Annotated in this window: 17 protein-coding genes; 10 read left to right on the top strand and 7 right to left on the bottom strand. The window is 67.6% G+C overall.

What is annotated here, in order from left to right; genetic code table 11:
* Nucleotides 1–26 precede the first annotated feature (26 nt).
* Both ACEN98_RS12350 and ACEN98_RS12355 read right to left on the bottom strand, forming a co-directional pair.
* Nucleotides 27–3,902 (bottom strand): AAA family ATPase, encoded by a 3,876-nt coding sequence (locus tag ACEN98_RS12350; RefSeq protein WP_413384687.1) that lies wholly within the window; start codon nucleotides 3,900–3,902, stop codon nucleotides 27–29.
* Nucleotides 3,899–5,179 (bottom strand): exonuclease SbcCD subunit D C-terminal domain-containing protein, encoded by a 1,281-nt coding sequence (locus ACEN98_RS12355; RefSeq protein ID WP_413384690.1) that lies wholly within the window; start codon nucleotides 5,177–5,179, stop codon nucleotides 3,899–3,901. Before ACEN98_RS12355 ends, ACEN98_RS12350 begins: the two co-directional genes overlap by 4 nt.
* Nucleotides 5,180–5,315: 136 nt before the next feature.
* On the opposite strand from ACEN98_RS12355, the gene ACEN98_RS12360 reads away from it, so the two are divergent.
* The 6 genes from ACEN98_RS12360 (at nucleotide 5,316) to yiaA (ending at nucleotide 11,511) form a co-directional block, all read left to right on the top strand.
* Nucleotides 5,316–6,551 (top strand): winged helix-turn-helix domain-containing protein, encoded by a 1,236-nt coding sequence (locus tag ACEN98_RS12360; RefSeq protein WP_413384693.1) that lies wholly within the window; start codon nucleotides 5,316–5,318, stop codon nucleotides 6,549–6,551.
* A 246-nt stretch (nucleotides 6,552–6,797) separates the two neighbouring features.
* Nucleotides 6,798–7,394, top strand: coding sequence for a hemerythrin domain-containing protein (locus tag ACEN98_RS12365; RefSeq protein ID WP_413384695.1), 597 nt, complete (start codon nucleotides 6,798–6,800; stop codon nucleotides 7,392–7,394).
* Nucleotides 7,395–7,510: 116 nt separating this feature from the next.
* A complete protein-coding gene (locus ACEN98_RS12370; RefSeq protein WP_413384697.1) occupies nucleotides 7,511–10,168 on the top strand; it encodes a DUF349 domain-containing protein in 2,658 nt (885 codons plus the stop codon).
* 8 nt (nucleotides 10,169–10,176) lie between these two features.
* Entirely contained in the window at nucleotides 10,177–10,635 is a 459-nt protein-coding gene (gene moaE / locus ACEN98_RS12375; RefSeq protein WP_413385980.1) for a molybdopterin synthase catalytic subunit MoaE, read from the top strand.
* Nucleotides 10,620–11,003 carry a fluoride efflux transporter CrcB gene (crcB, locus tag ACEN98_RS12380; RefSeq protein WP_413384699.1) on the top strand — a complete coding sequence of 128 codons (384 nt, stop codon included), beginning with the start codon at nucleotides 10,620–10,622 and terminating at the stop codon, nucleotides 11,001–11,003. The genes moaE and crcB overlap by 16 nt, the downstream gene beginning before the upstream one ends.
* A gap of 82 nt (nucleotides 11,004–11,085) precedes the next feature.
* Complete coding sequence (gene yiaA, locus ACEN98_RS12385; protein WP_056137263.1) at nucleotides 11,086–11,511, top strand: inner membrane protein YiaA; 426 nt, start codon at nucleotides 11,086–11,088, stop codon at nucleotides 11,509–11,511.
* A 4-nt stretch (nucleotides 11,512–11,515) separates the two neighbouring features.
* Here the strand turns inward: yiaA and ACEN98_RS12390 are convergent, their stop codons facing one another.
* Complete coding sequence (locus tag ACEN98_RS12390; protein WP_413384702.1) at nucleotides 11,516–12,760, bottom strand: voltage-gated chloride channel family protein; 1,245 nt, start codon at nucleotides 12,758–12,760, stop codon at nucleotides 11,516–11,518.
* A gap of 119 nt (nucleotides 12,761–12,879) precedes the next feature.
* On the opposite strand from ACEN98_RS12390, the gene clpB reads away from it, so the two are divergent.
* Nucleotides 12,880–15,504 (top strand): ATP-dependent chaperone ClpB, encoded by a 2,625-nt coding sequence (clpB, locus tag ACEN98_RS12395; protein ID WP_413384704.1) that lies wholly within the window; start codon nucleotides 12,880–12,882, stop codon nucleotides 15,502–15,504.
* A 52-nt stretch (nucleotides 15,505–15,556) separates the two neighbouring features.
* Here clpB and ACEN98_RS12400 read toward each other — a convergent pair whose 3' ends face one another.
* Nucleotides 15,557–16,135, bottom strand: a complete 579-nt coding sequence (locus ACEN98_RS12400) for an FxDxF family PEP-CTERM protein (protein ID WP_413384706.1) — start codon at nucleotides 16,133–16,135, stop codon at nucleotides 15,557–15,559.
* A gap of 199 nt (nucleotides 16,136–16,334) precedes the next feature.
* The gene (locus ACEN98_RS12405) at nucleotides 16,335–16,640 is read right to left on the bottom strand and encodes a PEP-CTERM sorting domain-containing protein (RefSeq protein WP_413384708.1); all 306 of its coding nucleotides are present in this window, start codon (nucleotides 16,638–16,640) and stop codon (nucleotides 16,335–16,337) included.
* Between the two features lie 340 nt (nucleotides 16,641–16,980).
* Between ACEN98_RS12405 and aceA the strand changes: the two genes are divergently transcribed.
* From aceA to ACEN98_RS12420, 3 genes are all read left to right on the top strand, one after another.
* Complete coding sequence (aceA, locus tag ACEN98_RS12410; RefSeq protein ID WP_413341090.1) at nucleotides 16,981–18,279, top strand: isocitrate lyase; 1,299 nt, start codon at nucleotides 16,981–16,983, stop codon at nucleotides 18,277–18,279.
* A 312-nt stretch (nucleotides 18,280–18,591) separates the two neighbouring features.
* Complete coding sequence (locus ACEN98_RS12415; protein WP_413384710.1) at nucleotides 18,592–19,653, top strand: 23S rRNA (adenine(2030)-N(6))-methyltransferase RlmJ; 1,062 nt, start codon at nucleotides 18,592–18,594, stop codon at nucleotides 19,651–19,653.
* Nucleotides 19,654–19,816: 163 nt separating this feature from the next.
* Entirely contained in the window at nucleotides 19,817–21,091 is a 1,275-nt protein-coding gene (locus tag ACEN98_RS12420; protein ID WP_413384712.1) for an EAL and HDOD domain-containing protein, read from the top strand.
* Nucleotides 21,092–21,094: 3 nt separating this feature from the next.
* Here ACEN98_RS12420 and ACEN98_RS12425 read toward each other — a convergent pair whose 3' ends face one another.
* Together ACEN98_RS12425 and ACEN98_RS12430 are read right to left on the bottom strand one after the other, a co-directional pair.
* Nucleotides 21,095–21,847, bottom strand: coding sequence for an SAM-dependent methyltransferase (locus ACEN98_RS12425; protein ID WP_413384714.1), 753 nt, complete (start codon nucleotides 21,845–21,847; stop codon nucleotides 21,095–21,097).
* 5 nt (nucleotides 21,848–21,852) lie between these two features.
* Nucleotides 21,853–22,458 (bottom strand): Maf-like protein, encoded by a 606-nt coding sequence (locus tag ACEN98_RS12430; RefSeq protein ID WP_413384716.1) that lies wholly within the window; start codon nucleotides 22,456–22,458, stop codon nucleotides 21,853–21,855.
* Nucleotides 22,459–22,473 lie beyond the last annotated feature (15 nt).

Below are 22,473 nucleotides of genomic sequence, written 5' to 3' on the forward strand. Positions count from 1 at the left end.
CGATGAATCAATGGAAGGGGCGCATTTTAGCACTGCACGGTCACGGCACTGCTGCCCCCGCCGGCCGGCCGGACGAGCACCTTGGTGGCGATGCGTTCCGTCATTTCCTGCACGTGCGAGATGACGCCGACCTTGCGGCCCAGCGACTGCAGCGCGTCCAGCGCATCCATCGCGACGCCCAGCGTATCGCTGTCCAGGCTGCCGAATCCTTCGTCGATGAACAGCGATTCCACCTTGACGCGGTTCGACGACAGCGAGGCGAGGCCCAGCGCGAGCGCCAGCGACACGAGGAACGATTCGCCGCCGGACAGGGAGTTTACGGAGCGCACTTCGCCGCCCATGTCCTGGTCGCGCACCATCAGCGCCAGCGACGGACCGGCCGTGCTGACGACGCGCTCCAGGCGGTAGCGCCGCGCCAGCTGGGCCAGGTGCGTGTTGGCATAGCCGAGCAGCACGTCGAGCGTGAATTGCTGGGCGTAGTTGCGGAATTTCTTGCCGTCCGCGGAGCCGATCAGGTCCGCCAGCTTGGCCCACCGGTCCTCGATGGCGCGCTGGCGCTCGATCTCGGCCATCATCGAGCGCGCACGCTCGCGCCGCTGCTCGTCCTCGCGGATGCGCATGGCGAGGCTGGCCGCCGCTTCGTGTGCGGCGTCCCGTTCGGTTTCGGCGCGGCGCAGGGCGGCGGCGACCGCGTCGGCGTCCTGGGCCTGCGCGGTTGCCTGCGCGGTTGCCGGCGCCATCGCTTGTTCCATTGCGAGCGCGCCGTCCCCGGCCCGCGCGTCCGGCCGTTCGACGTTTGCCGGCGCCGGCGCCACGTCTTCGCGCAACCGCTCGTGCTGTTCGCGCTGCGCACGGCGTTCGGCCAGCACGGCCGTCGCCTGGCGCAGGGCCGCGTCCAGTTCCTGCAGGGCCGCGCGTTCCTGGGCGATCCAGCCCGCGCCGACCTGGAGCAGGGCAGCGAGCTGCTGTTCGTTGGCCACGCTTTCCAGCGCCGGGTCGCTGCCGTCGAATTCCTGGATCCAGTGTGCGAGCCGCTCGCCCGCATCGGCCAGCTCGCCCTGCAGGTCGGTGATGCGGCGCGCGGCCAGCGACTGCGCTTCGCGCACCCGTGCTTCCGCCTGCGCAGCCTGCAGGCTCGCGGCCTGGCAGGTATTCACGGCTTCGCGTGCCGCGTTCACGGCACCCGCGAGCTGTTGCTCGACATCGCGCGCGGCGCGGCCGTCGAACAGTTCCGCACGTTCGACGCGGCGCGCGGCCAGGTCCGCATCCAGGCGGGCAAATTCGGCCTCCGCCTCGACGAGGCGCCGGCCGGCATGTTCCACACGCGTGGCCAGCGCGGCGTGCTCGGCGTCGAGGGCCCCGATGGCACCCTGCAGCCGCGCAAGGCGTGCCGCCTGGTCATTCCATTCGCGCGCCTCGTGGGCACGGGCCTGGCGCCAGCCGGCTGGGTCGCGCTGCCATTGACCCTGCCAGCCGTCGCCGCACGCTTCCGCCAGCACGGGGTCCAGTTCGGCGAGCAATTCGCCCAGCGTGGCCGCGGCTGCTTCGCGCCGCGCGGCCAGCGCGGCAATGTCGGCATCCAGGCGCGCCAGCGTGCCTTGCGCCGTCTGCGCCGCGTCGAGCAGGCGCGCGTGTTCGCGGTTGGCCTGGTCCCAGGCCTGCTGGGCGGCATCGCGCGCGAGTTCGGCGCGGCGCAGGTCGCCGTCGCGCGTCTCGAGTTCCGCGTACGCCTTGCGCAGCGCGGCCTGTTCGGCGGCCAGCCAGCGGCCGCGCGCGTCGGTGCCAGCGTCGCTGTCCGGTGCGTCCGCCGCGAGCGGATTGTCGGCCCATTCCGCATCCAGCTGGGCGAGCGCGGCGGCGAGGTTGTCGCGTTCACGCGCCAGCGCCGCCAGCCGTTCGCCGGCAGCATCGTACGCGGCGCGCTGGCCAGCCTGCAGGTCGACGTTGGCGCGCTGTTCGGCGCGCCGCGCGGCCAATTCGGCGGACAGCTCTTCCAGCACGGCATGCAGCCGGTCGTCCTGGTGCCGGTAGGGGTGTTCCGTGCCGCCGCACACGGGGCAGGCGTCGCCGTCCACGAGCGTGGCGCGCAGCTTCTCGACGCCGTCGGCGCACGCCAGCTGGGCCGTCTTCAGCATGCGCTCGGCCTGGGTGACGGCCGCGTCCAGCGCGCTACCCGCGGCGCGTGCGGCGTCGAGTCCTTCCTGGGCTTTCGCCTGCGCCTGGGTGGCCTGGGTGGCCTGCGCATCGAGGTCGGCCAGGCGGCCGCGCTGCGTGCGCAGGGCCTGCCACGTGTGGTCGAGCGAGGCCAGGTGTTCGCGCCGCTTGTCGAGCGTGCGGCGTTCCGCGCGCAGGGCGTCGGCGTCGATGCCGTCCAGCGCCTCGGCCGCCTGCCGGCGCGCCGCCTCGCGCACGTCCAGCAGTTCGATGGACGCCGACAGCGCGTGCGCCGTGCGCTGCGCCATCGCGGCGGCCTGTTCGGCACCGGCGCGGGCGGCGTTCAAGGCTTGCGCGCTGGTGGCATCCTGGCGCGCGGCCTGCTCGGCCTGGGCCAGGCGCTGGTCCCAGCGCGTCCATTGCGTGCCGAGCAGTTCGCGGGTGCCGTGCGCGGCGAGCCAGACCGTCGTGTCGTGCAGCGCGCGCCGGCTCGCTTCCAGTTCCTCCGTCTTGGTCCGCAGGGCGGCCTGGGCCTGCGTCGACTCCGTGCGCACGCCGTCCTGCGCCGCGCGCGCCTTCGCATGGGCGGGCGCGAACGTGTCCAGCGTGGCGTCGAGCGCTTTCGCGCGGTCCAGCTGCGGCGCGGCCGCGCGCTGCGCGTCCTCGGCCGCTTCCAGCTTGCGTTCGGCCTCCATCAGGCCGCGCGCCGCCTGTTGCTGGGCATCGAGGGCACGTGCCAGTTCGTGTTCGCTGCCGGCCAGTCGGGCCTGCACCTGGCGCTGTTCGCCGGCCAGGCGGTTCAGGTCGGCGACGAGGGCGCGTGCCGGTTGCACGGCGTCCAGCGTGGCCAGCCGGCGCCGGCGGTCGGCAGCGGCGTCGGTCTCGGCCCGGGCCCGGGCCAGCGCGCCGTCCGCCTGGGTTTCGGCCGCACGCAGCCGGTCCAGTTCCTGGTACCAGCGCAGGTGACGTTCCAGCGCGGCGCGGCGTGTCTCGGCCGCCGTCAGCGCGGCCTGGGCGGCGGCATGGTCGGCGTCGAGCCCGGCGCGTGCGTCCGGGCCGAGCGGCGCCTGATCCTGCAGGCGCGCCGTCAGGCGGCGCATGGCTTCCTGCTCCACGCGCCAGCGCTCGAAGGCGCGGCGCGAGATGTCGCTGTAGACGGCGCTGCCCGTCAGCGTTTCCAGCAGTTCGCCGCGCTCGTTCTCGTCGGTACGAAGGAAGGCGGAAAACTCGTTCTGCGCCAGCAGCACGGAGCGCGTGAACTGTTCGAACGAGAGGCCGATGCGGCGCTCGATCTCGGCCAGCACCTCCGTCTTCGTGCCGCCCAGAGGTTGCAGGCCGGGCAGTTGTTGCAGGCTCATCGTGGACGGCTGCAGGGCGCCGGCCGCGCGGTTGCGCGAGCGCCGCACGCTCCAGCGCGCCCGGTAGCGCTGCTCGTCGTTGCCGACGAAATCCACTTCGGCGAACGCGTCCGCGGTCCCGCGCCGCATCAGCGTGCGGCGGTCGGCGACGGACAGCGTTTCGTCGCCCACGTCGGGCAGGTAGTTGCCCACGCGCGGTCCCTTGATGAGGCGCGGCGTGGCGTCGTACAGCGCGAGGCACAAGGCGTCCAGCAGGGTGCTCTTGCCGGCGCCGGTGGGGCCGCTGATCGCGAACAGGCCGGACGAGACCAGCGGCTCGCTCTCGAAATCGACTTCGAATTCGCCGGCCAGCGAGGCCAGGTTCTTGCCGCCGATGCGCAGGATCTTCATGCGGCCTCCCGGTTCCTGGCGGTGCCATCCGTCGGCAGCAGCAGTTCCGTGAACGCGGCCAGCTGGTCGTCCGGCGCGTCCTCGCCGAAGCGCTGCTGCCACAGGCGGCGGAAGATGTCGTCCGGCTGCAGCTGGGCGAGCTGGTCGAGGCTCAGCGCGGGTTCCACGCCGGCCGTCGTGACCACCCGGCGCGTCGGTTCGATCTTCGCCAGGCGCACGGGCTTGCCTTCCAGTGCCGCCTCGACCTGTGCGCGCAGGCCCGGCTCGGGCGCGTCGAGCAGCACGCGCACTTCCACGTAGGGCCACACGTCGCGCGGCAGATCCGGCAGGTCGAGGGCGACCAGTTCCGCGATCGCCTGCTTGACGGGCGCCGGGCTCGCCGGCACGCGCAGCAGTTCGACCGCGCGCGGCACGTGCAGAGGTTCGATGGCGGCGGCGCGCGGGCCGTCCAGGTCGATGCGCAGCACCTGGTGCCTGTAGCCGACCTCGGCAAACGACAGGGGGAGGGGACTGCCGGAATAGCGCAGGTGCTCCTGCTGGCCGACCCGCTGGGCCAGGTGCAGGTGGCCCAGCGCGGCGTAGGCGACGTCCGGGCCGAACATCGACGCGGGCAGGGCCTCGGTGCCGCCGATGACGATGCGCCGTTCGGAATCGGGTGACGCATCCCCGCCGACCATGTGGCAGTGGCCCATCGCGAGGATCGCCTGGCCCCCGGTGGCCCGGGCGCGGGCCAGGTCGTACGCCTGCTGGTAGAGCAGGCGGATGCCGGCCAGGTAGGCGTCGAACGCGTCGTCGCCCGGCGCCGCGCCGGCCACTGCGGCCACGCGCGGCACGTCGCCCGGCCGCAGGAACGGGATCGCGACGCACCAGGCTTTTACCGCACCGTCCTTGCCGGTCAGCGGCACGATGCAACGCTCCAGGTCGATGCTGCCTGCGGCGTCGCGCACGACGTGGCCCACGACGCGCGTGCCATGCGCTTCCAGCAGCGGCCCCGGCGCCTCCAGCCGGCCCGGCGAATCGTGGTTGCCGGCGATGATGACGATGTCCAGTTGCGGCGCCCGTGCCCGCGCCTGCTGCAGGAAGCGGTACAGCTGGCGCTGCGCTACGGCGGACGGGTTCGAGTTGTCGAACACGTCGCCCGCGATCAAGAGGGCGTCCGCTTCCTCGGCGACGATCGTGTCGAGCAGCCAGTCGAGGAAGCACTGGTGTTCGTAGGTCCGGTCGAAATTGTGCAGGGTCTGGCCGAGGTGCCAGTCCGATGTGTGCAGCAGCCGCATGGTCGTTAAGAAATCCGCAACAGGGGTTGAGCCAGGGCGCCAACTATATCGCATGCGACGAGATACTGTAAAAAAAACCAGTACTTTTTCGCGGCGACCTGTATAAATGTTGATGAGATGTCATTAGAATGCCGGGATGAATGAACCAATTTTGACTCCTGCTGTCGCTCGAAACCTGCACCTTGCGGCCCAGGGCATGCTGCAGGCGAGACGCGCCCGTGCCACCCAAGCCGATGTCCTGGCCGCGATTCGTCGCATGGGCGTGTTGCAGATCGACACCATCAGCGTCGTCGCGCGCAGCCCGTATCTCGTGTTGTGGAGTCGCGTGGGCGACTACGACCCGGACTGGCTCGACCAGTTGCTGGCCGAGGGCCGGCTGTTCGAGTACTGGGCCCACGAGGCGTGCTTCATTCCGATCGAGGATTATGGCCTGTACCGGCACCGGATGGTCGATCCGGGCTCGCTCGGCTGGAAATACGCGGGGACGTGGCTGGCGTCGCACCGGGACGAGGTCGAGCGCGTGCTGGCGCATATCCGCGCCAACGGGCCGGCCCGCTCGGCCGACTTCGAGCGCACGGACGGCAAGGCCGGCGGCTGGTGGGCATGGAAGCCGGAAAAGCGCGCGCTGGAAGTCCTGTTCACGACGGGTCGGCTGATGATTGCGCGCCGCCAGCAATTCCACCGCGTGTACGACCTGGCCGAGCGCGTGCTGCCCGGCTGGGACGATGCGCGCATGCCGTCGATCGACGCGACGCGGCGGCGGTTCGTGCTGGACGCCGTGCGTGCGCTGGGCGTGGCGAAGGCGGCCTGGATTCCGGACTATCACCGCACGAAGCCGCCGCACCTCGATCCGGCGCGGCTGGCCGACGAGGGTCTGCTGCTGCGCGCCCGCGTCGAGGGCTGGAAGGAGCCCGCGTACGTCCACCCCGACCATGCGGCGCTGCTCGGGCAGGCCGTCGATGGCGGGCTGCAGGCGACGCTCACCAGCGTGCTGTCGCCGTTCGATCCCATCGTCTGGGACCGCCGGCGCGCCCTCGACCTGTTCGGTTTCGACTACCGGCTGGAGTGCTACACGCCCGCCGAGAAACGGCGCTACGGCTATTTCACGCTCCCCTTGCTGCGGCGCGGGGCGCTCGTCGGCCGGGTGGATGCCAAGGCGCACCGCAAGAGCGGCGTGTTCGAGCTGAAATCCCTCGTGCTGGAGCCCGGGGTACGTAGCAGCGACCGGTTCGTGCGCGACCTGGCCGCGGCGTTCGCCCGCTGCGCGCGCTGGCACGGCTGTCCGCGGGTCGTGCTGGCGCACGCCGAGCCGGCCGCGCTCGCCGCGCCGCTGGCCGCCGCGCTGGGCCAGACGCTGGCGGCCGCGGCCTGATGCCGGGTGGCCGTTTGTGATAGATCAAACGGGTGCCAGCCCCGCCTCCTTACACTAGACCTTCCTTCAGGCCAAAACCAACCAGAGGACGCCTCGCAATCCGAGACTCGCAATCCGAGACTCGCGATTCGAGAGTGCCCCGGGCCTGTCAACAACGCTCCCACGGACCTTGCATAGCGCCGCGCATGCCATGCGGCCGGGGAGCGGATTTGTCGAACTCACTTGTGAGAAAAAGGTGGAGACCGAATGCTGACATCGACTTATACCCTCGTCGCCCTGTCCGTCGAACAGACGACGGTGCGCGCGGCCCTGCAGTCGCTGCTCGACGAGCTGCGCGCGCTGCCGGGCGACTTCAGTACCCTGGCCGCCGGCCGGGCCGCACAATTGTGTACTGCACTGCGCCAGGTGTACGACAACTGTCATTGGCGCAAGCTCGACAAGTTCCTCGTGCCGGCCCTGCGTCGCAGCACCGCGGCGGCCGACAGGTTGCTGGAGGAGCTCGAACGGCTCAGTGGCCACGCGGCCAGCGCGATGGCCACGGCCGAGGCCAGCGTCGGCGCGGCGGACCGTCCGGTGCCGCGCGACGTGTTCTGCGGCGCCGTCGAGGGCTGCGTCGCGGCCTTGCGCTGCCGGCTGGAGCGCGAGGAACACGAGTTGTTCCCGCTGGCGCGCGCGGCGGTCGGCGGCGATGCGTGGTTCGCGATCGCGAACCAGATGCTCGCGCACGATGCGTACGCACAGGAGCACCGCGCCGATCCGCGCCGCCTGCGTCATGAACTGGTCGGGCATGCCGGCCACGATGTGCATGGGCGACGGCATGCGACGTTGACCGCGGCCCACTGACAGTATCGATATTGTCAGTGGGAAATGATGAACGATAGCTCGCACGCGCCAGGCTGGTGTCACGAGGCCATCAGGGTTCTTTGCTATGATGGCGATTTTGGAAGTGCGATTTCATCATGTTCGAGTTCCTATTCAAGCGGCCGGGCGACAAGCCCGGCGACAAGCCGGCCGGGCAGGGAGGACAGGCGGGGGCGCAAGCGGAACCGTCCGCGTCCGCCGCCACGCATTCGTCCAACCATCAACGCGTGGCCCAGGCTGAAAAGCTGGGCCGCATCGGGGATGATGAAGCCGCCGCGGTGGAATTCATCCTCCAGTGCGAATTTTCCGAACTGCGGCTTGCCGCCGCCGAGTTCGTTCACAGCCCGGCGCTGATCGAGCGTGTGCACACCGCGATGCGCAATACCGATCGCCGCGTCGCCAAACTGATGCAGTCGCGCCTCGACGCGCACCGTCACCGCGAAGCCGAGCACCGGCGCGCACAGGCCGCCGTCGAGCAGGCCGAATCCCTCCTCAAGGATGCGTTGCTGACCCCGAACCACGTGGCCGAGCTGGACCGCAGATGGTCCGTGATCTCCGCGCCCGAACTCGATGCCACATTCCAGACCGCGCGCGCCGCGCTGGCCCAGCGCCTCGAAGCGCAGGTGGCCCTGCAGCGCGCCATGATCGACCGCGTGGCTGCCTTGCGCCAGTTGGGCGGCGCCGGCCTGTCGGCAGCGGAACTGGGGCAGCGTCTGGATGTGCTGGCGCAGGAACAGGACGAGGCCCTGCGTTCGCCCGAACACCCGTCGCTGCCGCGTGCCCTCGTCGCCGAATTCGCGGCCGGGATGGAGAAGCTGCGCGCCGGCTTGCAGGTGCAGGAAGCCGGCCAGGCCGCGCTCGCCGCGCGCGCCGCATTCATCGACGCCCAGCAGGCGAAGCCGGTTGCCGAGCTGAATGCGGAGACGCTGCGACGTGAATGGAAAGCGCTGCCGCATCTGCCCCAGGACGAGCAGGCCGCCGAACTGCAGCGCCGCTTCGACGCCCTGCTGGCCACGGTGCCGCAGCCCGAGCCACGCAAGCCGAAGGAGCCGCGCGAGCCCAGGCCGGCGCAGGAAGGCGTTGTAAAAGCGCACGTGAAAGAGGGCACCAAGGAGGGCACGAAGGACAACAGGCCGCGCGGTGCGGACCAGCATTTCATCGATACGATGGATGCGATGGAAGCCGCCCTGCAACAGGGCTCGCTGGGCGCCGCCGCCGACCACGACAAGACGCTGAAGGACGCGCGCGAAAAGGGCATGCGCCTGACGCCCGCGCAATCCGACCGCCTGGCCCACCTGCGGGCCGAGCTCAAGCGCCTGTCCGACTGGGCGCGCTGGGGCGGCAACGTGTCGCGCGAGGAACTCATCAAGACAGTCGAGGCCTTGCCCACGCAAAACCTGGCGATGAGCGAGCTGGCCAAGAAGGTCGGCAGCATGCGCGACCGCTGGAAGGCGCTCGACAGCCTGTCCGGCGCCGCGCCGAAGAGCCTGTGGGAGCGGTTCGACGCCGCCTGCACGACCGCCTACGCGCCGGCCGCTGCTCACTTCCGCCACCTGGCCGACGAGCGCCATGCGAACGCGGCACGCGGCCAGGCGCTCGTCGAGGAAGCGCAAGCCGAGATCGCGCGCCTGCGCGAGGGCAGCGTCGAGTGGAAGCACGTGGCGGGCACGGTGCAGCGGCTGCGTCTCGCGTGGAGCCACCTGGGCGCCATCGACCGCAAGGAAAAGAAGCGCCTGGACGCCTTGTTTGCCGATGCGCTGAACGTGCTGCAGGGGCCGCTCGAAGAGCAGCGCAAGGCCGAGATGGCCGAGCGCGAAGCCATCATCGAGGAAGCCGCCGCCATCGACCCGCACGACCGCCACGCGATCGACACGATGCGCGCCCTGCAGCAGCGCTGGCAGGACCATGCACGCTCGCTGCCGCTCGAACGCAAGAGCGAGCAGGCGCTGTGGCAGCGCTTCCGCGCCGTGTGCGACGACGTGTTCCAGCGCCGCAAGGAAACGATGCACGAGGCCGACATCGAGCGCCGCGCCCACGAGGCCGCCAAGGAAGCCATCAGCGCGCGCCTGGAAGCGGCGGCGGACAGCGTTACGCCGGTCACGGTCGGCAAGCTGCTGCGCGAGGCGCAGGCGGAATGGCAGGCGATCGGCCCCGTGCCGCGCGCGCATGAAGCCCGCGTGGAAAAACGTTATCACGCGGCCGTGGCGCTCGTGCAGCAGCATGCGGACCAGGCTCGCCGCGCCGCCGGCGTCGCCCAGGCGGGCATGCTGCGCGACAAGCTGAGGCTCGTGCAGGAACTGGAGCAGGCCGTCGCGGCGGACAACGCCGGCGACACCGATTGGGAGGCACGCTGGTCCGGCTTGCCGCCCCTGGACGCCGACATGGAACGCACGTTGCGCACCCGTTTCGACGCCGCGCTGGCCGCGCTGCGCGGGAACGCGGAACAGCGGGCCGCGTATGGCCACAAGCTGGAAGACAATCGCGGCAAGCTCCTGCACGAACTGCTGCGCCAGGAAATCGGTGCCGGCATCGACAGCGGCCCGGAGTTCGCGCGCGAGCGGTTGAAGCTCCAGGTCGAGGTGTTGCAGTCGTCGTTGAAATCAGGACAAAGCGCAGGACAGGGCAGCGGCCGCGGCGCCCAGGGCGGCGCGACGGCGCAGCTGCGCGACCTGTGCGCGCTGGCGGCGCTCGTCGATGCGCGTACGGCGTCCCGGCTCGAGCAGCTCGCGCTGCGTGTGGCCAAGGAGGGCAAGTGAAGAAGGATGTGACGGAAGTCCGCGTCGAGGCCGCGGATTTCGACGTGAGCGCGGAAATCGCGCGCCTGCGCGCGGGCGATGCGCGCGTGGGGGCCGTCGTCAGTTTCGTCGGCACGGTGCGCGACATGAACGACGGCGACAATGTGGCCGAACTCGAGCTGGAACATTATCCGGGCATGACGGAGCGTGCGCTGCACGACATCGTGGAGCAGGCGCGGGCGCGCTGGCCGCTGTATGGCGTCCTCGTGATCCATCGCATCGGGCCGATGCGGCCGCTGGACCAGATCGTCCTCGTCGCCTGCACGTCCGCGCACCGCGGCGAAGCGTTCGCCGCGTGCGAATTCATCATGGACTACCTCAAGACCGACGCCCCGTTCTGGAAGAAGGAGCAGACGCCGACCGGTGCGCGCTGGGTCGATGCGCGCGTGACGGACGACACGGCCCGGGCCAAGTGGGCCAGCCGCTGAGCTGGATCGCGGTCGCCGTGGGCGCGGCCCTCGGGGCCTGGCTGCGCTGGGGCCTGACCATCTTCCTCGGCCAGCTGCATGCCCACATCCAGCTGGGGACGCTCGTCGCCAACCTCGTCGGCGGCTACCTGATCGGGCTGGCGCTGGGCTTCTTCGACGCCATGCCGGCCCTGTCCCCGGCCTGGCGTTTGTTCGTCATCACGGGCTTCCTCGGGGGGCTGACCACGTTTTCCAGCTTTTCCGGCGAAGCCATGGTGCTGCTGCAGCGGGGCCATTACGCCTGGGCGCTGGCCCATTCGGCGGTGCACCTGCTGGGGTCGATCGGCTGCTGCGTCGCAGGATATGCGACCTGGCGTGCCATCGCATGATACCGGCGCGTCATTCGCTTGCGCGCAATGCGTGAGAACTGCAATCTGGCAATGTCTTAATTTTCACTGACCGGAGAACAGCATGACCAAGCAATCATTTGCACGCCCGAGCCCCGCCTTCGTCGGCGCATCCTGGGGCGCGATGATCGTCGGCATCCTTGCCTACCTCATCGGTTTATGGAATGCGCAGATGCAGCTCAATGAAAAGGGCTATTACCTGACGATCCTGCTGTACGGCTGCTTTGCCGCCGTGTCGCTGCAAAAGACGGTGCGCGACCGCGCCGAGGGCCTGCCGGTGACAGGGATGTACGTCGGCTTGTGCTGGACCTCGCTGATGGCCGCCGTCGTGCTGCTGACGGTCGGCCTCTGGAATGCGACGCTGATGCTCAGCGAAAAGGGTTTTTATGCCATGTCGTTCGTGCTGACCCTGTTCGCCATCATCGCCGTGCAAAAGAACGTGCGCGACCTGGCCGCAGCGGGCGACGTGCCCGAAGCGCAGCAGGCTTGATTCATCACGACTTGCCGGGCTTGGCGTGGCCGATGCGCTGGGCCCGGTAAATCCCCGTGTGGCCGGAAAACAGATAGGCCAGCACGCACCCGACGGCCGCATACACCCCCACCTCCGCGCCGAACAATTCGATGGCCATCAGGGTCGACGCGATCGGCGTGTTGGCAGCGCCGGCGAACACGGCCACGAAGCCGACGCCCGCCAGCAGCGAGAAGGGCAGGTGCAGCAGCGGCGCCAGCGCATTGCCGAGCGTGGCGCCGATGTAGAACAGCGGCGTCACTTCGCCGCCCTTGAAGCCGCTGCCCAGCGACGCGACCGTGAACACCAGCTTGCCGGCGAAGTCCCACGGCGCCAGCGGCTCGGTGAATGCGGCCTGGATGGTCGGTATGCCGAGGCCGATGTAGCGGTCCGCGCCGAACGCCAGCACGGCGGCCGCGACGACGCTGCCGCCCAGCAGCGGCCGCAACGGGCCGTAAGTCACGCGCCGCTTCATCCAGCCCGACAGCGCGTGCGTGCAATCCGCGAACAGTTTTCCAGCAAGACCGAACAGCGCCCCGGCGATCGCGACGGCCGCCAGCGGCCACAGGCCCAGTGCCGGTACGGACGCGATGGCGTAATGCGTGTGGTGGATGCCCAGCGCATGGCCCCACAGCAGGCAGACCTGGTCGCCGGCGATGGCGGCCGCCAGGCAGGCGAGCAGGGCGTCGTAGCGCAGGCGGCCGATCGCGAGCACTTCCAGGCCGAAGATCGCGCCCGCCAGCGGCGTGCCGAACACGGAGGCGAAGCCCGCGCTGATGCCGGCCATCAGCACGATCCTCCGGTCTTCCACCTGTAGCTTGAATGCATGGGTGAGCTGGTCGGCGAGCGCACCGCCCATCTGCACGGCCGTGCCCTCGCGCCCGACCGAGGCGCCGAACAGGTGCGAGATGACGGTGCCGCCCAGCACGAGCGGCGCCATGCGCAGCGGAATCACTTTCTTCGGGTCGTGGATCTCGTCGATGAGCAGGTTATTGCCGGCCTCGACCGAGCTGCCGAAACGCAGGTACAGCCAGCCGACGGCGAACCCGGCCAGCGGCAGCAGCGCGATCAGCCAGCGGTGGGCGTTGCGCGTCCCGGTCGCCAGTTCGAGTGCGAACAGGAAGAAGGCGGAGGCAGACCCGGACAGCAGCCCGACGGCGAGGGCGAGCAGCAGCCATTTCCCCATGTAGGGCAGCAGGCGGCGTTGCTCCGTCAAGAATGAATGTTCCATGCCGGACATTTTATCTCAGCACGATTTGCCGGCCCCAGCCGCGTGTTCGCATCTTGAAAAGTCGCTACGGCATCCCTAACTAGATGTCAATCCAAAATCCAACCCACGGGGATCAAAACATGCGACAAGACAAATTGACGACCAAGCTCCAGGAAGCGCTCGCCGACGCGCAGAGCCTGGCGGTCGGCAACGACAACCAGTACATCGAACCCGTCCACCTGCTCGCCGCGCTGCTGGGCCAGAGCGACGGCGGCGCGCGCTCGCTGCTGCAGCGGGCCGGCGTCAACGTCGGCAGCCTGCAGACGGCGCTGCGCTCCGCGTTCGACCGCCTGCCGAAAGTGCACGGCACGGGCGGCGACGTGCAGGTCGGCCGCGAGCTCGTCTCGCTGCTGAACCTGGCCGACCGCGAATCGCAGAAACGCGGCGACCAGTTCCTGTCGAGCGAGATGGTGCTGCTCGCCTTTACGGACGACAAGTCCGAAGCCGGCCGCCTCGCCCGCGAAAACGGCCTTGCCCGCAAGGCGCTCGAATCCGCGATCCAGGCCGTGCGCGGCGGCGAATCCGTCAATTCCCAGGACGCGGAAGGCCAGCGCGAAGCGCTCAAGAAATACACGCTCGACCTGACGGAGCGGGCCCGCAACGGCAAGCTCGACCCGGTGATTGGCCGCGACGACGAGATCCGCCGTGCCATCCAGGTGCTGCAGCGCCGTACCAAGAACAACCCGGTGCTGATCGGCGAACCCGGCGTCGGCAAGACCGCGATCGTGGAAGGTCTGGCGCAGCGCATCGTCAACGGCGAAGTGCCCGATTCGCTGAAGGGCAAGCGCGTGCTGTCGCTCGACATGGCCGCGCTGCTCGCGGGCGCCAAGTTCCGCGGCGAATTCGAGGAACGCCTGAAAGCCGTGCTGAAGGAACTCGCGCAGGACGAGGGCATGACGATCGTCTTCATCGACGAGATCCACACGATGGTCGGCGCCGGCAAGGCCGAAGGCGCGATGGACGCGGGCAATATGCTGAAGCCGGCGCTGGCGCGCGGCGAGCTGCACTGCATCGGCGCGACCACGCTGGACGAGTACCGCAAGTACGTCGAGAAGGATGCCGCGCTGGAGCGCCGCTTCCAGAAGATCATCGTCGACGAGCCAAGCGTGGAAGCGACCATCGCCATCCTGCGCGGCCTGCAGGAAAAGTACGAACTGCACCACAAGGTGGAGATCACGGACCCGGCGATCATCGCCGCTGCCGAGCTGTCGCACCGCTACATCACCGACCGCTTCCTGCCGGACAAGGCCATCGACTTGATCGACGAGGCCGCCTCGAAGATCAAGATCGAGATCGACTCGAAGCCGGAAGTGATGGACAAGCTCGACCGTCGCCTGATCCAGCTGAAGATCGAGCGCGAAGCCGTCAAGAAGGAAACGGACGAGGCCTCGCAGCGCCGCCTGGAATTGATCAACGAAGAGATCGTCCGGCTGGAGCGCGAGTACGCCGACTACGAGGAAATCCTCACGTCCGAGAAGGCTGCCGTGCAGGGTACGACGCACATCAAGGAAGAGATCGAGCGCATCCGACTGCAGATGGATGAAGCGAAGCGCCAGAGCAATTGGCAGAAGGTGTCGGAGCTGCAGTACGGCCGCCTGCCGGAGCTCGAGAAACAGTTGAAGGATGCGGAAGCCGCCAGCCATCAACCGGACGGCGCCGACAAGGAAGCGAACACGCGGCCGCGCCTGCTGCGCACGCAGGTCGGTGCCGAGGAAATCGCGGAAGTCGTGTCGCGCGCGACCGGCATCCCCGTCGCCCGCATGATGCAGGGCGAGCGCGACAAGCTGTTGCACATCGAAGAGAAGCTGCATGAGCGCGTCGTGGGCCAGGACGAGGCGATCGAGGCCGTGTCCGATGCGATCCGCCGCTCCCGTGCGGGTCTCGCGGATCCGAACCGGCCGTACGGCTCGTTCATGTTCCTCGGTCCGACGGGCGTCGGCAAAACGGAATTGTGCAAGGCGCTGGCGAACTTCCTGTTCGATACGGAAGACGCCTTGATCCGTATCGACATGAGCGAGTTCATGGAGAAGCATTCCGTGGCCCGCCTGATCGGCGCGCCGCCGGGCTATGTCGGCTACGAGGAGGGCGGCTACCTGACGGAAGCCGTGCGCCGCAAGCCGTACAGCGTGATCCTGCTGGACGAGATCGAGAAGGCGCATCCGGACGTGTTCAACGTCCTGCTGCAGGTGCTCGACGACGGCCGCATGACGGACGGCCAGGGCCGCACGGTGGACTTCAAGAACACCGTGATCGTGATGACGTCGAACCTGGGTTCGCACAAGATCCAGTCGATGGATTCCGACGATCCGGCCGTCGTGAAGCTGGCGGTGATGGCCGAGGTGCGCGGCCACTTCCGCCCCGAGTTCATCAACCGGATCGACGAGATCGTCGTGTTCCATGCGCTCGACGAGAAGAACATCGGCGCGATCGCGAAGATCCAGTTGAAGAACCTGGAACAGCGCCTCGAGAAGATGGAAATGGCGCTCGACATCAGCGAGGAGGCTTTGCAGAAGATCGCGGAAGCGGGCTTCGATCCGGTGTATGGCGCGCGTCCGCTCAAGCGCGCGATCCAGCAGCAGATCGAGAATCCGCTGTCGAAGGAAATCCTGGCGGGCCGCTTCGGACCGAAGGATACGATCCGCGTCGGCGTGCGCGGCGGCCAGCTGGTGTTCGGCGAGGAACCGGCCGTCGAGCTGGCGAAGTAATCTGTTCGTGGCTATGGAAACGCCCTGCCGGCCAGCGCCGGCAGGGCGTTTTTTACGCGCGCTTGCGGCGCGCCATGAATCCGAGCAGGCCCAGGCCGCCGAGCATCAGCGCGTACGTCTGCGGTTCCGGCACGGCGGAGACCACGAGATGTTCGCCCATCAGGCTGCCGACCTTTTTATCGCCGTCCGCGCCGAACATGGTCACCTTGAGCTGGGGCGACGCCGCGTCGACATTGCCGCCAGAGAAGGTGAACTGGAACACCATGTCGTCCGTCAGGGCGACATGCGCGCCGGTATAGCACAGCGACGTGCCGGCATGGCCGCCGCCCGTGCAGCCGTTCGCGTTCAGCTCGTTGCTGGACAGGGTCCAGTTCGACACGCCGCCCGGCGCGGCTGTGAGCGCCACGCTGTCGAAGCTGCCGAGGTCCTTCAGCTGCAGGGCGCCGAGCGACGAGGCACCGGCCCAGCTGCCGGTCGGGTTGGCGGCGTCGACCTCGAGGGTCAGCACGTTGCCGGACCAGGACGACGTAAAGTCGACGCCTTGGAATTCGATCGTGCCGGCCTGCGCCGACGCGAGCGTGCCCGCGCCCAGCAGCGCCGCCAGCAGGATAGTGCGGATGCGTGATGTCATGTTCTCTCTTTCTCCACAAAATGCAAGGACCCGGCGGCTCGCGTCCTGCGAGACCGACGGGCACATACGGATCAGATCCGTGCCGCAAGGGTAGAAGGGGGACCGATATGGCTCTGTTAGCCGACTAACTCATCGTTTGTAACAACAACGCCCCGCCGGGCGCTGGACCGGGCGGGGCGTTCGGGAGGAAGGACTACGTTCAGCGCGGGCGGCGGCGCAGCACGAGACCCATCAGGCCCAGGCCGCCCAGCAGCAGGGCGATGCTCTCCGGCTCCGGGACGTTCGCCGTGGCGGCGGGGTTGCCGGCCTGCGTTTGCACGACCTCGGGGCCTTCGATGGGCAGCGTCGACGGCAGGTCTTCCTGCGGCGGCAAGTCGGCCGGCGTGCCGGATGGGAAGGCGATGTCGGACGTGCCGGTCGGCGTTGTCGTGTCGGCCGTCGTGTTGGTCTGCGTGCCTGCGGACGTTCGGAAATTATTCTCCCCCGATTTGATGCAAATCGTCAATTTGTGAGCATTTCTGATGAGGGTTGTGGTGTTTAATCAGGAAAATTGTCAGATTTGCGGCAGTATTTACGGAATACTTTGTGGAAACAATTTACTGTATTTCACATTATGAAAACTTGTTCGTACATGTGAAAAGCGCACAAGAAGCGCCTGCCCGGCAGTTTCCATTGTGAGAAATTTGTTCTCGTATCATGAAATAATAAATGTAAGCATATGATTTTCAAGGAAATAAAAATCGTCATATGTCTTATATAAGAGTATTGGTGCTGCGCACAATCGGCGCTATCATGTTTCTAACGGAATCACTGTCCAACACCGTCTTTTCAATCAGGAGAACGCCATGGCAACTCGTGAACAGCAAATCGCCGCCCTGCAACAGGATTGGGAGTCCAACCCGCGCTGGAAAGGTATCGTCCGCAATTACACGGCGGAAGATGTCGTACGGCTGCGAGGCTCCGTGCAGATCGAACATACGTTGGCGCGGCGCGGCGCCGAGAAGCTGTGGAACCTGATCAACAACGAGCCGTACGTGAACGCCCTGGGCGCGCTGACGGGCAACCAGGCCATGCAACAGGTCAAGGCCGGGCTGAAAGCCATCTACCTGTCGGGCTGGCAGGTCGCGGGCGACGCCAACCTCGCCGGCGAGATGTATCCGGACCAGTCGTTGTACCCGGCCAATTCGGTGCCGATGGTCGTCAAGCGCATCAACAACACGTTCCAGCGCGCGGACCAGATCCAGTGGTCGGAAGGCAAGGACGACGTCGATTACTTCGCCCCGATCGTGGCCGATGCGGAAGCGGGCTTCGGCGGCGTGCTGAATGCTTTCGAGCTGATGAAATCCATGATCGAAGCGGGCGCGGCCGGCGTGCACTTCGAAGACCAGCTGGCCTCCGTCAAGAAATGCGGCCACATGGGCGGCAAGGTGCTCGTGCCGACGCGCGAAGCCGTGGAAAAGCTGACGGCGGCCCGCCTGGCGGCCGACGTGATGGGCACGCCGACGATCCTCGTCGCCCGCACGGACGCCGAAGCGGCCGACCTGCTGACGGCCGACGTCGACGCGAACGACAAGCCGTTCTGCACGGGCGAGCGCACGGTGGAGGGCTTCTTCCGCGTGAAGCCGGGCGTCGACCAGGCGATCGCGCGCGGCCTCGCGTATGCGCCGTACGCCGACCTCGTGTGGTGCGAGACCGGGAAGCCGGACCTGGAATTCGCCAAACGCTTCGCCGACGCCATCCATGCGAAATTCCCGGGCAAGATGCTCGCGTATAACTGCTCGCCGTCGTTCAACTGGAAGAAGAACCTGGACGACGCGACGATCGCCAAGTTCCAGAAAGAGCTGGGCGCGATGGGCTACAAATTCCAGTTCATCACGCTGGCCGGCTTCCATGCGCTGAACTACAGCATGTTCAACCTGGCGCACGGCTATGCGCGCCGCGGCATGTCCGCCTTCGTCGAGTTGCAGGAAGCGGAATTCTCCGCCGCCGACAAGGGCTTCACGGCCGTCAAGCACCAGCGCGAAGTGGGCACTGGCTACTTCGACGCGGTGACCCAGACCATCCAGCAGCACCAGAGCTCGACGACGGCGCTGCACGGCTCGACCGAGGACGAACAATTCTTCGACGAGAAGAAAGTCGCCTGAGCTGAAACGATCCTCCACCCATCCTCGCGATGGTCTGCCGCAGTGGCCACAAGCCGCTGCGGCATTTTTATTTCCCAGAACCGGGGTCAGAGCCCGGTTTTGGGCAATTTCCTAAAAAAGGGATCTGACCCCGGTGTTTGTTGGGCCGAAAGCGTATCTGAGGGATAATGGCGGTCGGCCCGCGCGCGATCGCATGGCGGGCGCCGCATCAACCAGATTGGAATCTCTATGTTCAGCTACCGCCACGCCTTCCACGCGGGTAACCACGCCGATGTCCTGAAGCACTTTATTCAGGTTCAGTTGCACAAATACATGAACCAGAAAGACACGGCCTACACCTATATCGACACCCATGCCGGTGCCGGCGTGTACGCGCTCGACAGTGCGCAGGCGGTCAGGAGCGGCGAATACATCGACGGCATCGGGCGCCTGTGGGGGCGCGACGACCTGCCGCCGGCGCTGGCCGAGTACGTGGACCTCGTAGGCAAGTTGAACCCGAGCGGCAAGCTGCGCTGGTATCCCGGTTCGCCGTGGGTCGCGGATGCCGAGGCGCGCCTGGAGGATCGCCTCCGTCTGTTCGAACTGCATCCGGCCGACATCAGGGTGCTGGCGGAGAACGTCCGGAAGCTGGAGGCGCATCACGCGGAGCAGGGCGAACGTGCGCGCGGCCGCCGCATCCTCGTCGAGCACGCGGACGGTTTCCATGGCCTGAAAGCGCTGCTGCCGCCGCCGTCGCGGCGGGCGCTGGTGCTCATCGATCCGCCGTACGAAGTCAAGCTCGACTACAAGCACGTGCGCGACGCGCTGGACGAAGCGCTCAAGCGCTTCCCGGCGGGCATGTATGCGGTCTGGTATCCGGTGTTGCAGCGCATGGAATCGCGCCAGTTCGCCGATCGCCTGAAGCGCCTGCCGGCCAAGGAATGGCTGCACGTGACGTTGAGCGTCGCGGGTCCGCGCGCGGACGGCAACGGCCTGCACAGCAGCGGCATGTTCATCCTGAATCCGCCGTACACGCTGGAGGCGACGTTGCGCGAGACGATGCCGTATCTCGTGCAGGTGCTGGGCCAGGATGCCGGTGCAACGTTCCGTATCGAAAAAGGGACGCAGGTCACCGGCACGGTGCCGGCCCTGGGCGGTCCCCGCAAGCCGGTGGGCAATGCGCGCCGCGCGAGCCCGCTGTCCGGCGGCGGCAGCCTGCGCCTGCCGGGCCAGCCGTTCGGCGACGATCCACGTGCGCGCAAGGAAGGCGAGGGCACCGAAGGACGTGCGCGCACCCCGCGCACGGAAGCCAAACCGGCTCCGCGCACCCCGCGCACGGAAGCCAAACCGGCTCCGCGCGGCCCCGCCAAGCGTAACGGCTCGGGCCGTTCCTGATCCTTTTCGCATCGATCGTTTCTGGCAGGCACATCTATGTCTGAAACGTTTTGATACGATGTCGAAATGTAAAGACTTCCCGTCTGTAGTATAGTCGGACCGGTGTTCCGGCCAGACCGGGTCCGGCACGCATGGTGCGTGCCGTCGTTTCAGGAGTTTTTACATGCAAGCGGTAGCAACGGCAGCCACGTCCACGCCGTCCGACGAATTCTTTTTGGCGCGCCAGCCCATCCTCGGGCGCGACCAGAAACTGGTTGCGTTCGAGTTGCTGTTTCGCGCCGCGCCGGAGCATGAGGACGCGCAGCTGACCGATTATGCCGCCGCCACCGCCGCCGTGATCTCCCATGCGTCGCAGCTGGGGATGAAGCAGGTGGTGGGCGAGCAGGTTGCCTTCGTCAATGTCGACGAGGTGGTGCTGATGAGCGATTTCGTCCGATTCCTGCCTCCCGATAAGGTCATTCTGGAAATTCTGGAAACCGTCCGCCCCACCACGGCCTTGCTGGCCCGTGTGCGGGAGTTGAAAGAGCTCGGCTTCAAGTTCGCACTCGACGATGTTATAGGCCATTCTGAGCAGGTAAGCAAGCTGATGAGCCTCGTGGACATCATCAAGATCGACTTGCAGGGCGTCGGGCGCGGCGAGCTCGCCGAACTCGTCCGCACCCTGCGCGGACCGCATCAGAAGCTGCTGGCGGAAAAGGTCGAGACGATCGAGGAATTCGAGTTATGCCTGGAACTCGGCTTCGAATACTTCCAGGGCTATTATTTTGCGCGTCCTGCGATCCTGTCCGGCAAGAAGATCACGCCGTCCGAGCTGGGGCTGCTGCGCCTGTTCGACCTCATTCATTCGCAAGCCGACAACGACGCGATCGAGGCGGCCGTCAAGCGCGACCCGTTGCTGAGCCTAAACCTGCTGCGCCTCGTGAACGGCCACCTGGCCGGCACCGGCGCGCCGCACGTCGAGTCGATTTCGCAGGCGCTCGTCCAGCTCGGCCGCAGCCAGTTGCAGCGCTGGGTGCAGATCCTGTTGTACAGCGGTCCGGAGGGGCACGTCGAACTGAATTCGCCGTTGCTGCAGATGGCGACGACGCGCGGCCGCCTGCTCGAGCTGATGACGCTGACCCTGCGTCCGGGCGACGTGGCCGGCGCGAATACTGCCTTTACGGTCGGCATCATGTCGTTGATGGATGCGCTGTTCGAAGTGCCGATGCGCGAGATCCTCGACAAGGTCGACCTGTCGCGCGAGGTCCGCGCCGCACTGATGGAGCGCGACGGCGACTACGGTACCATGCTGAGCGTGGCGGAAGCGCTGGAGCATGCGGATCCGGGCCTCAACCTGGCGGCCGCGCTGGACCGGCTCGGGCTGTCGGTGAAACAGGTGCGCGACATCGAACTGGCCGCGTTCGGCTGGGTGCGCGAACTCGGCGTCGAAGTGCACTGACCTCTACGAATGCACGAGGAACAGGAAGACGGTCGGCTTCTTGTGGAAATCCGGCGCCTTGCCGGCAGCCAATTGCGCCTTCCATTTCGCGGCCGTCTGCGTCCGCACGGTTTCCGTCGCCAGCGACAGATCGGTCGCCACGCACACCAGCGTGCCCGGCTGGCAGCTGGCGACGAGGGCTTCCAGCATCGCGCCGTTGCGATATGGCGTCTCGATCAGCAGCTGCGTCTGTTTTTCGCTGCGCGAGCGCTGCTCCAGTTGCTGGATGCGCTTGGTGCGCTGGCCGGCGTCCGTCGGCAGATAGCCGTTGAATGCGAAGCTCTGGCCGTTCAGGCCGCTCGCCATCACGGCCAGCAGCAGCGACGACGGCCCCACGAGCGGACGCACGGGCACGCCGTGCTGGTGCGCCAGCCGGACGAGGTCGGCACCCGGGTCCGCGACGGCCGGCACGCCCGCTTCCGACACGAGCCCCGCATCGCGTCCCTCCAGCAGGGGCGCGAGCAGCGCGGCCAGCGCCTGCTGCGGCGTGTTCACATTGAGTTCCGCGATCTGGATCTCTTGCAGCGGGCGTGCGAGGGGGTGGTCGATGCCGACCAGTTTCAGGAAGGCGCGCGCCGTCTTGGCGTTCTCGGCGACAAAGTACTCGAGCTTGCTGGCGATGTCCTGCACCTGCTCGGGCAGGATGTGGGACAGCGCGTGCGGTGCGGCCTCGGTGGGGCCGAGGGTGTTCGGGATCAGGTAGAGCGTACCGGGCATGGTTGTTATTGTTGGCGATTAAAAAATGGCATGCCGGCGCGGCGCAGCATGCCGGTCAGGGCGATCAGGGGCAGGCCGGTGAGGGCGGTCGGGTCGCTGCTGTCGATGCGTTCGAGCAGGGCGATGCCGAGTCCTTCGTTCTTGGCGCTGCCGGCGCAGTCGTAAGGCTGCTCGATGTGCAGGTAGGCGTCCAGCTCGGCATCGGGGAGGTCGCGGAACGTCACGAACACCTGGACATTCTCGACCTGCGCCGTCCCGGTTCTCCCGTCCCACAGGCACAGGGCCGTATGGAATATGACGCGGCGGCCGCGCATCATCTGCAATTGGGCGAGGGCGCGCGCGTGGTCGCCCGGCTTGCCGATCTGGATGCCGTCCAGCGTGGCCACCTGGTCCGAGCCGATCACCAGGGCACCGGGGTGCCTAAGGGCGACGGCGGCGGCTTTCTCGCGCGCCAGCCGCAGCGCCGTCGCTTCCGGCGTTTCATTCGGATGCGGGGTCTCGTCGATGTCGGGCGAGATCGTTTCGAACGGCAGGTGCAGGCGACCCAGCAGCTCGCGCCGGTAGGCGGAGCCGGAGGCCAGGATGAGGCGCGGAAGGGTGGAGCTTGGCATCGATTTTCGTAAATA

Source organism: Massilia sp. CT11-137 (genome assembly GCF_047302885.1).
Classification (GTDB): Bacteria; Pseudomonadota; Gammaproteobacteria; order Burkholderiales; family Burkholderiaceae_D; genus Telluria; species Telluria orientalis.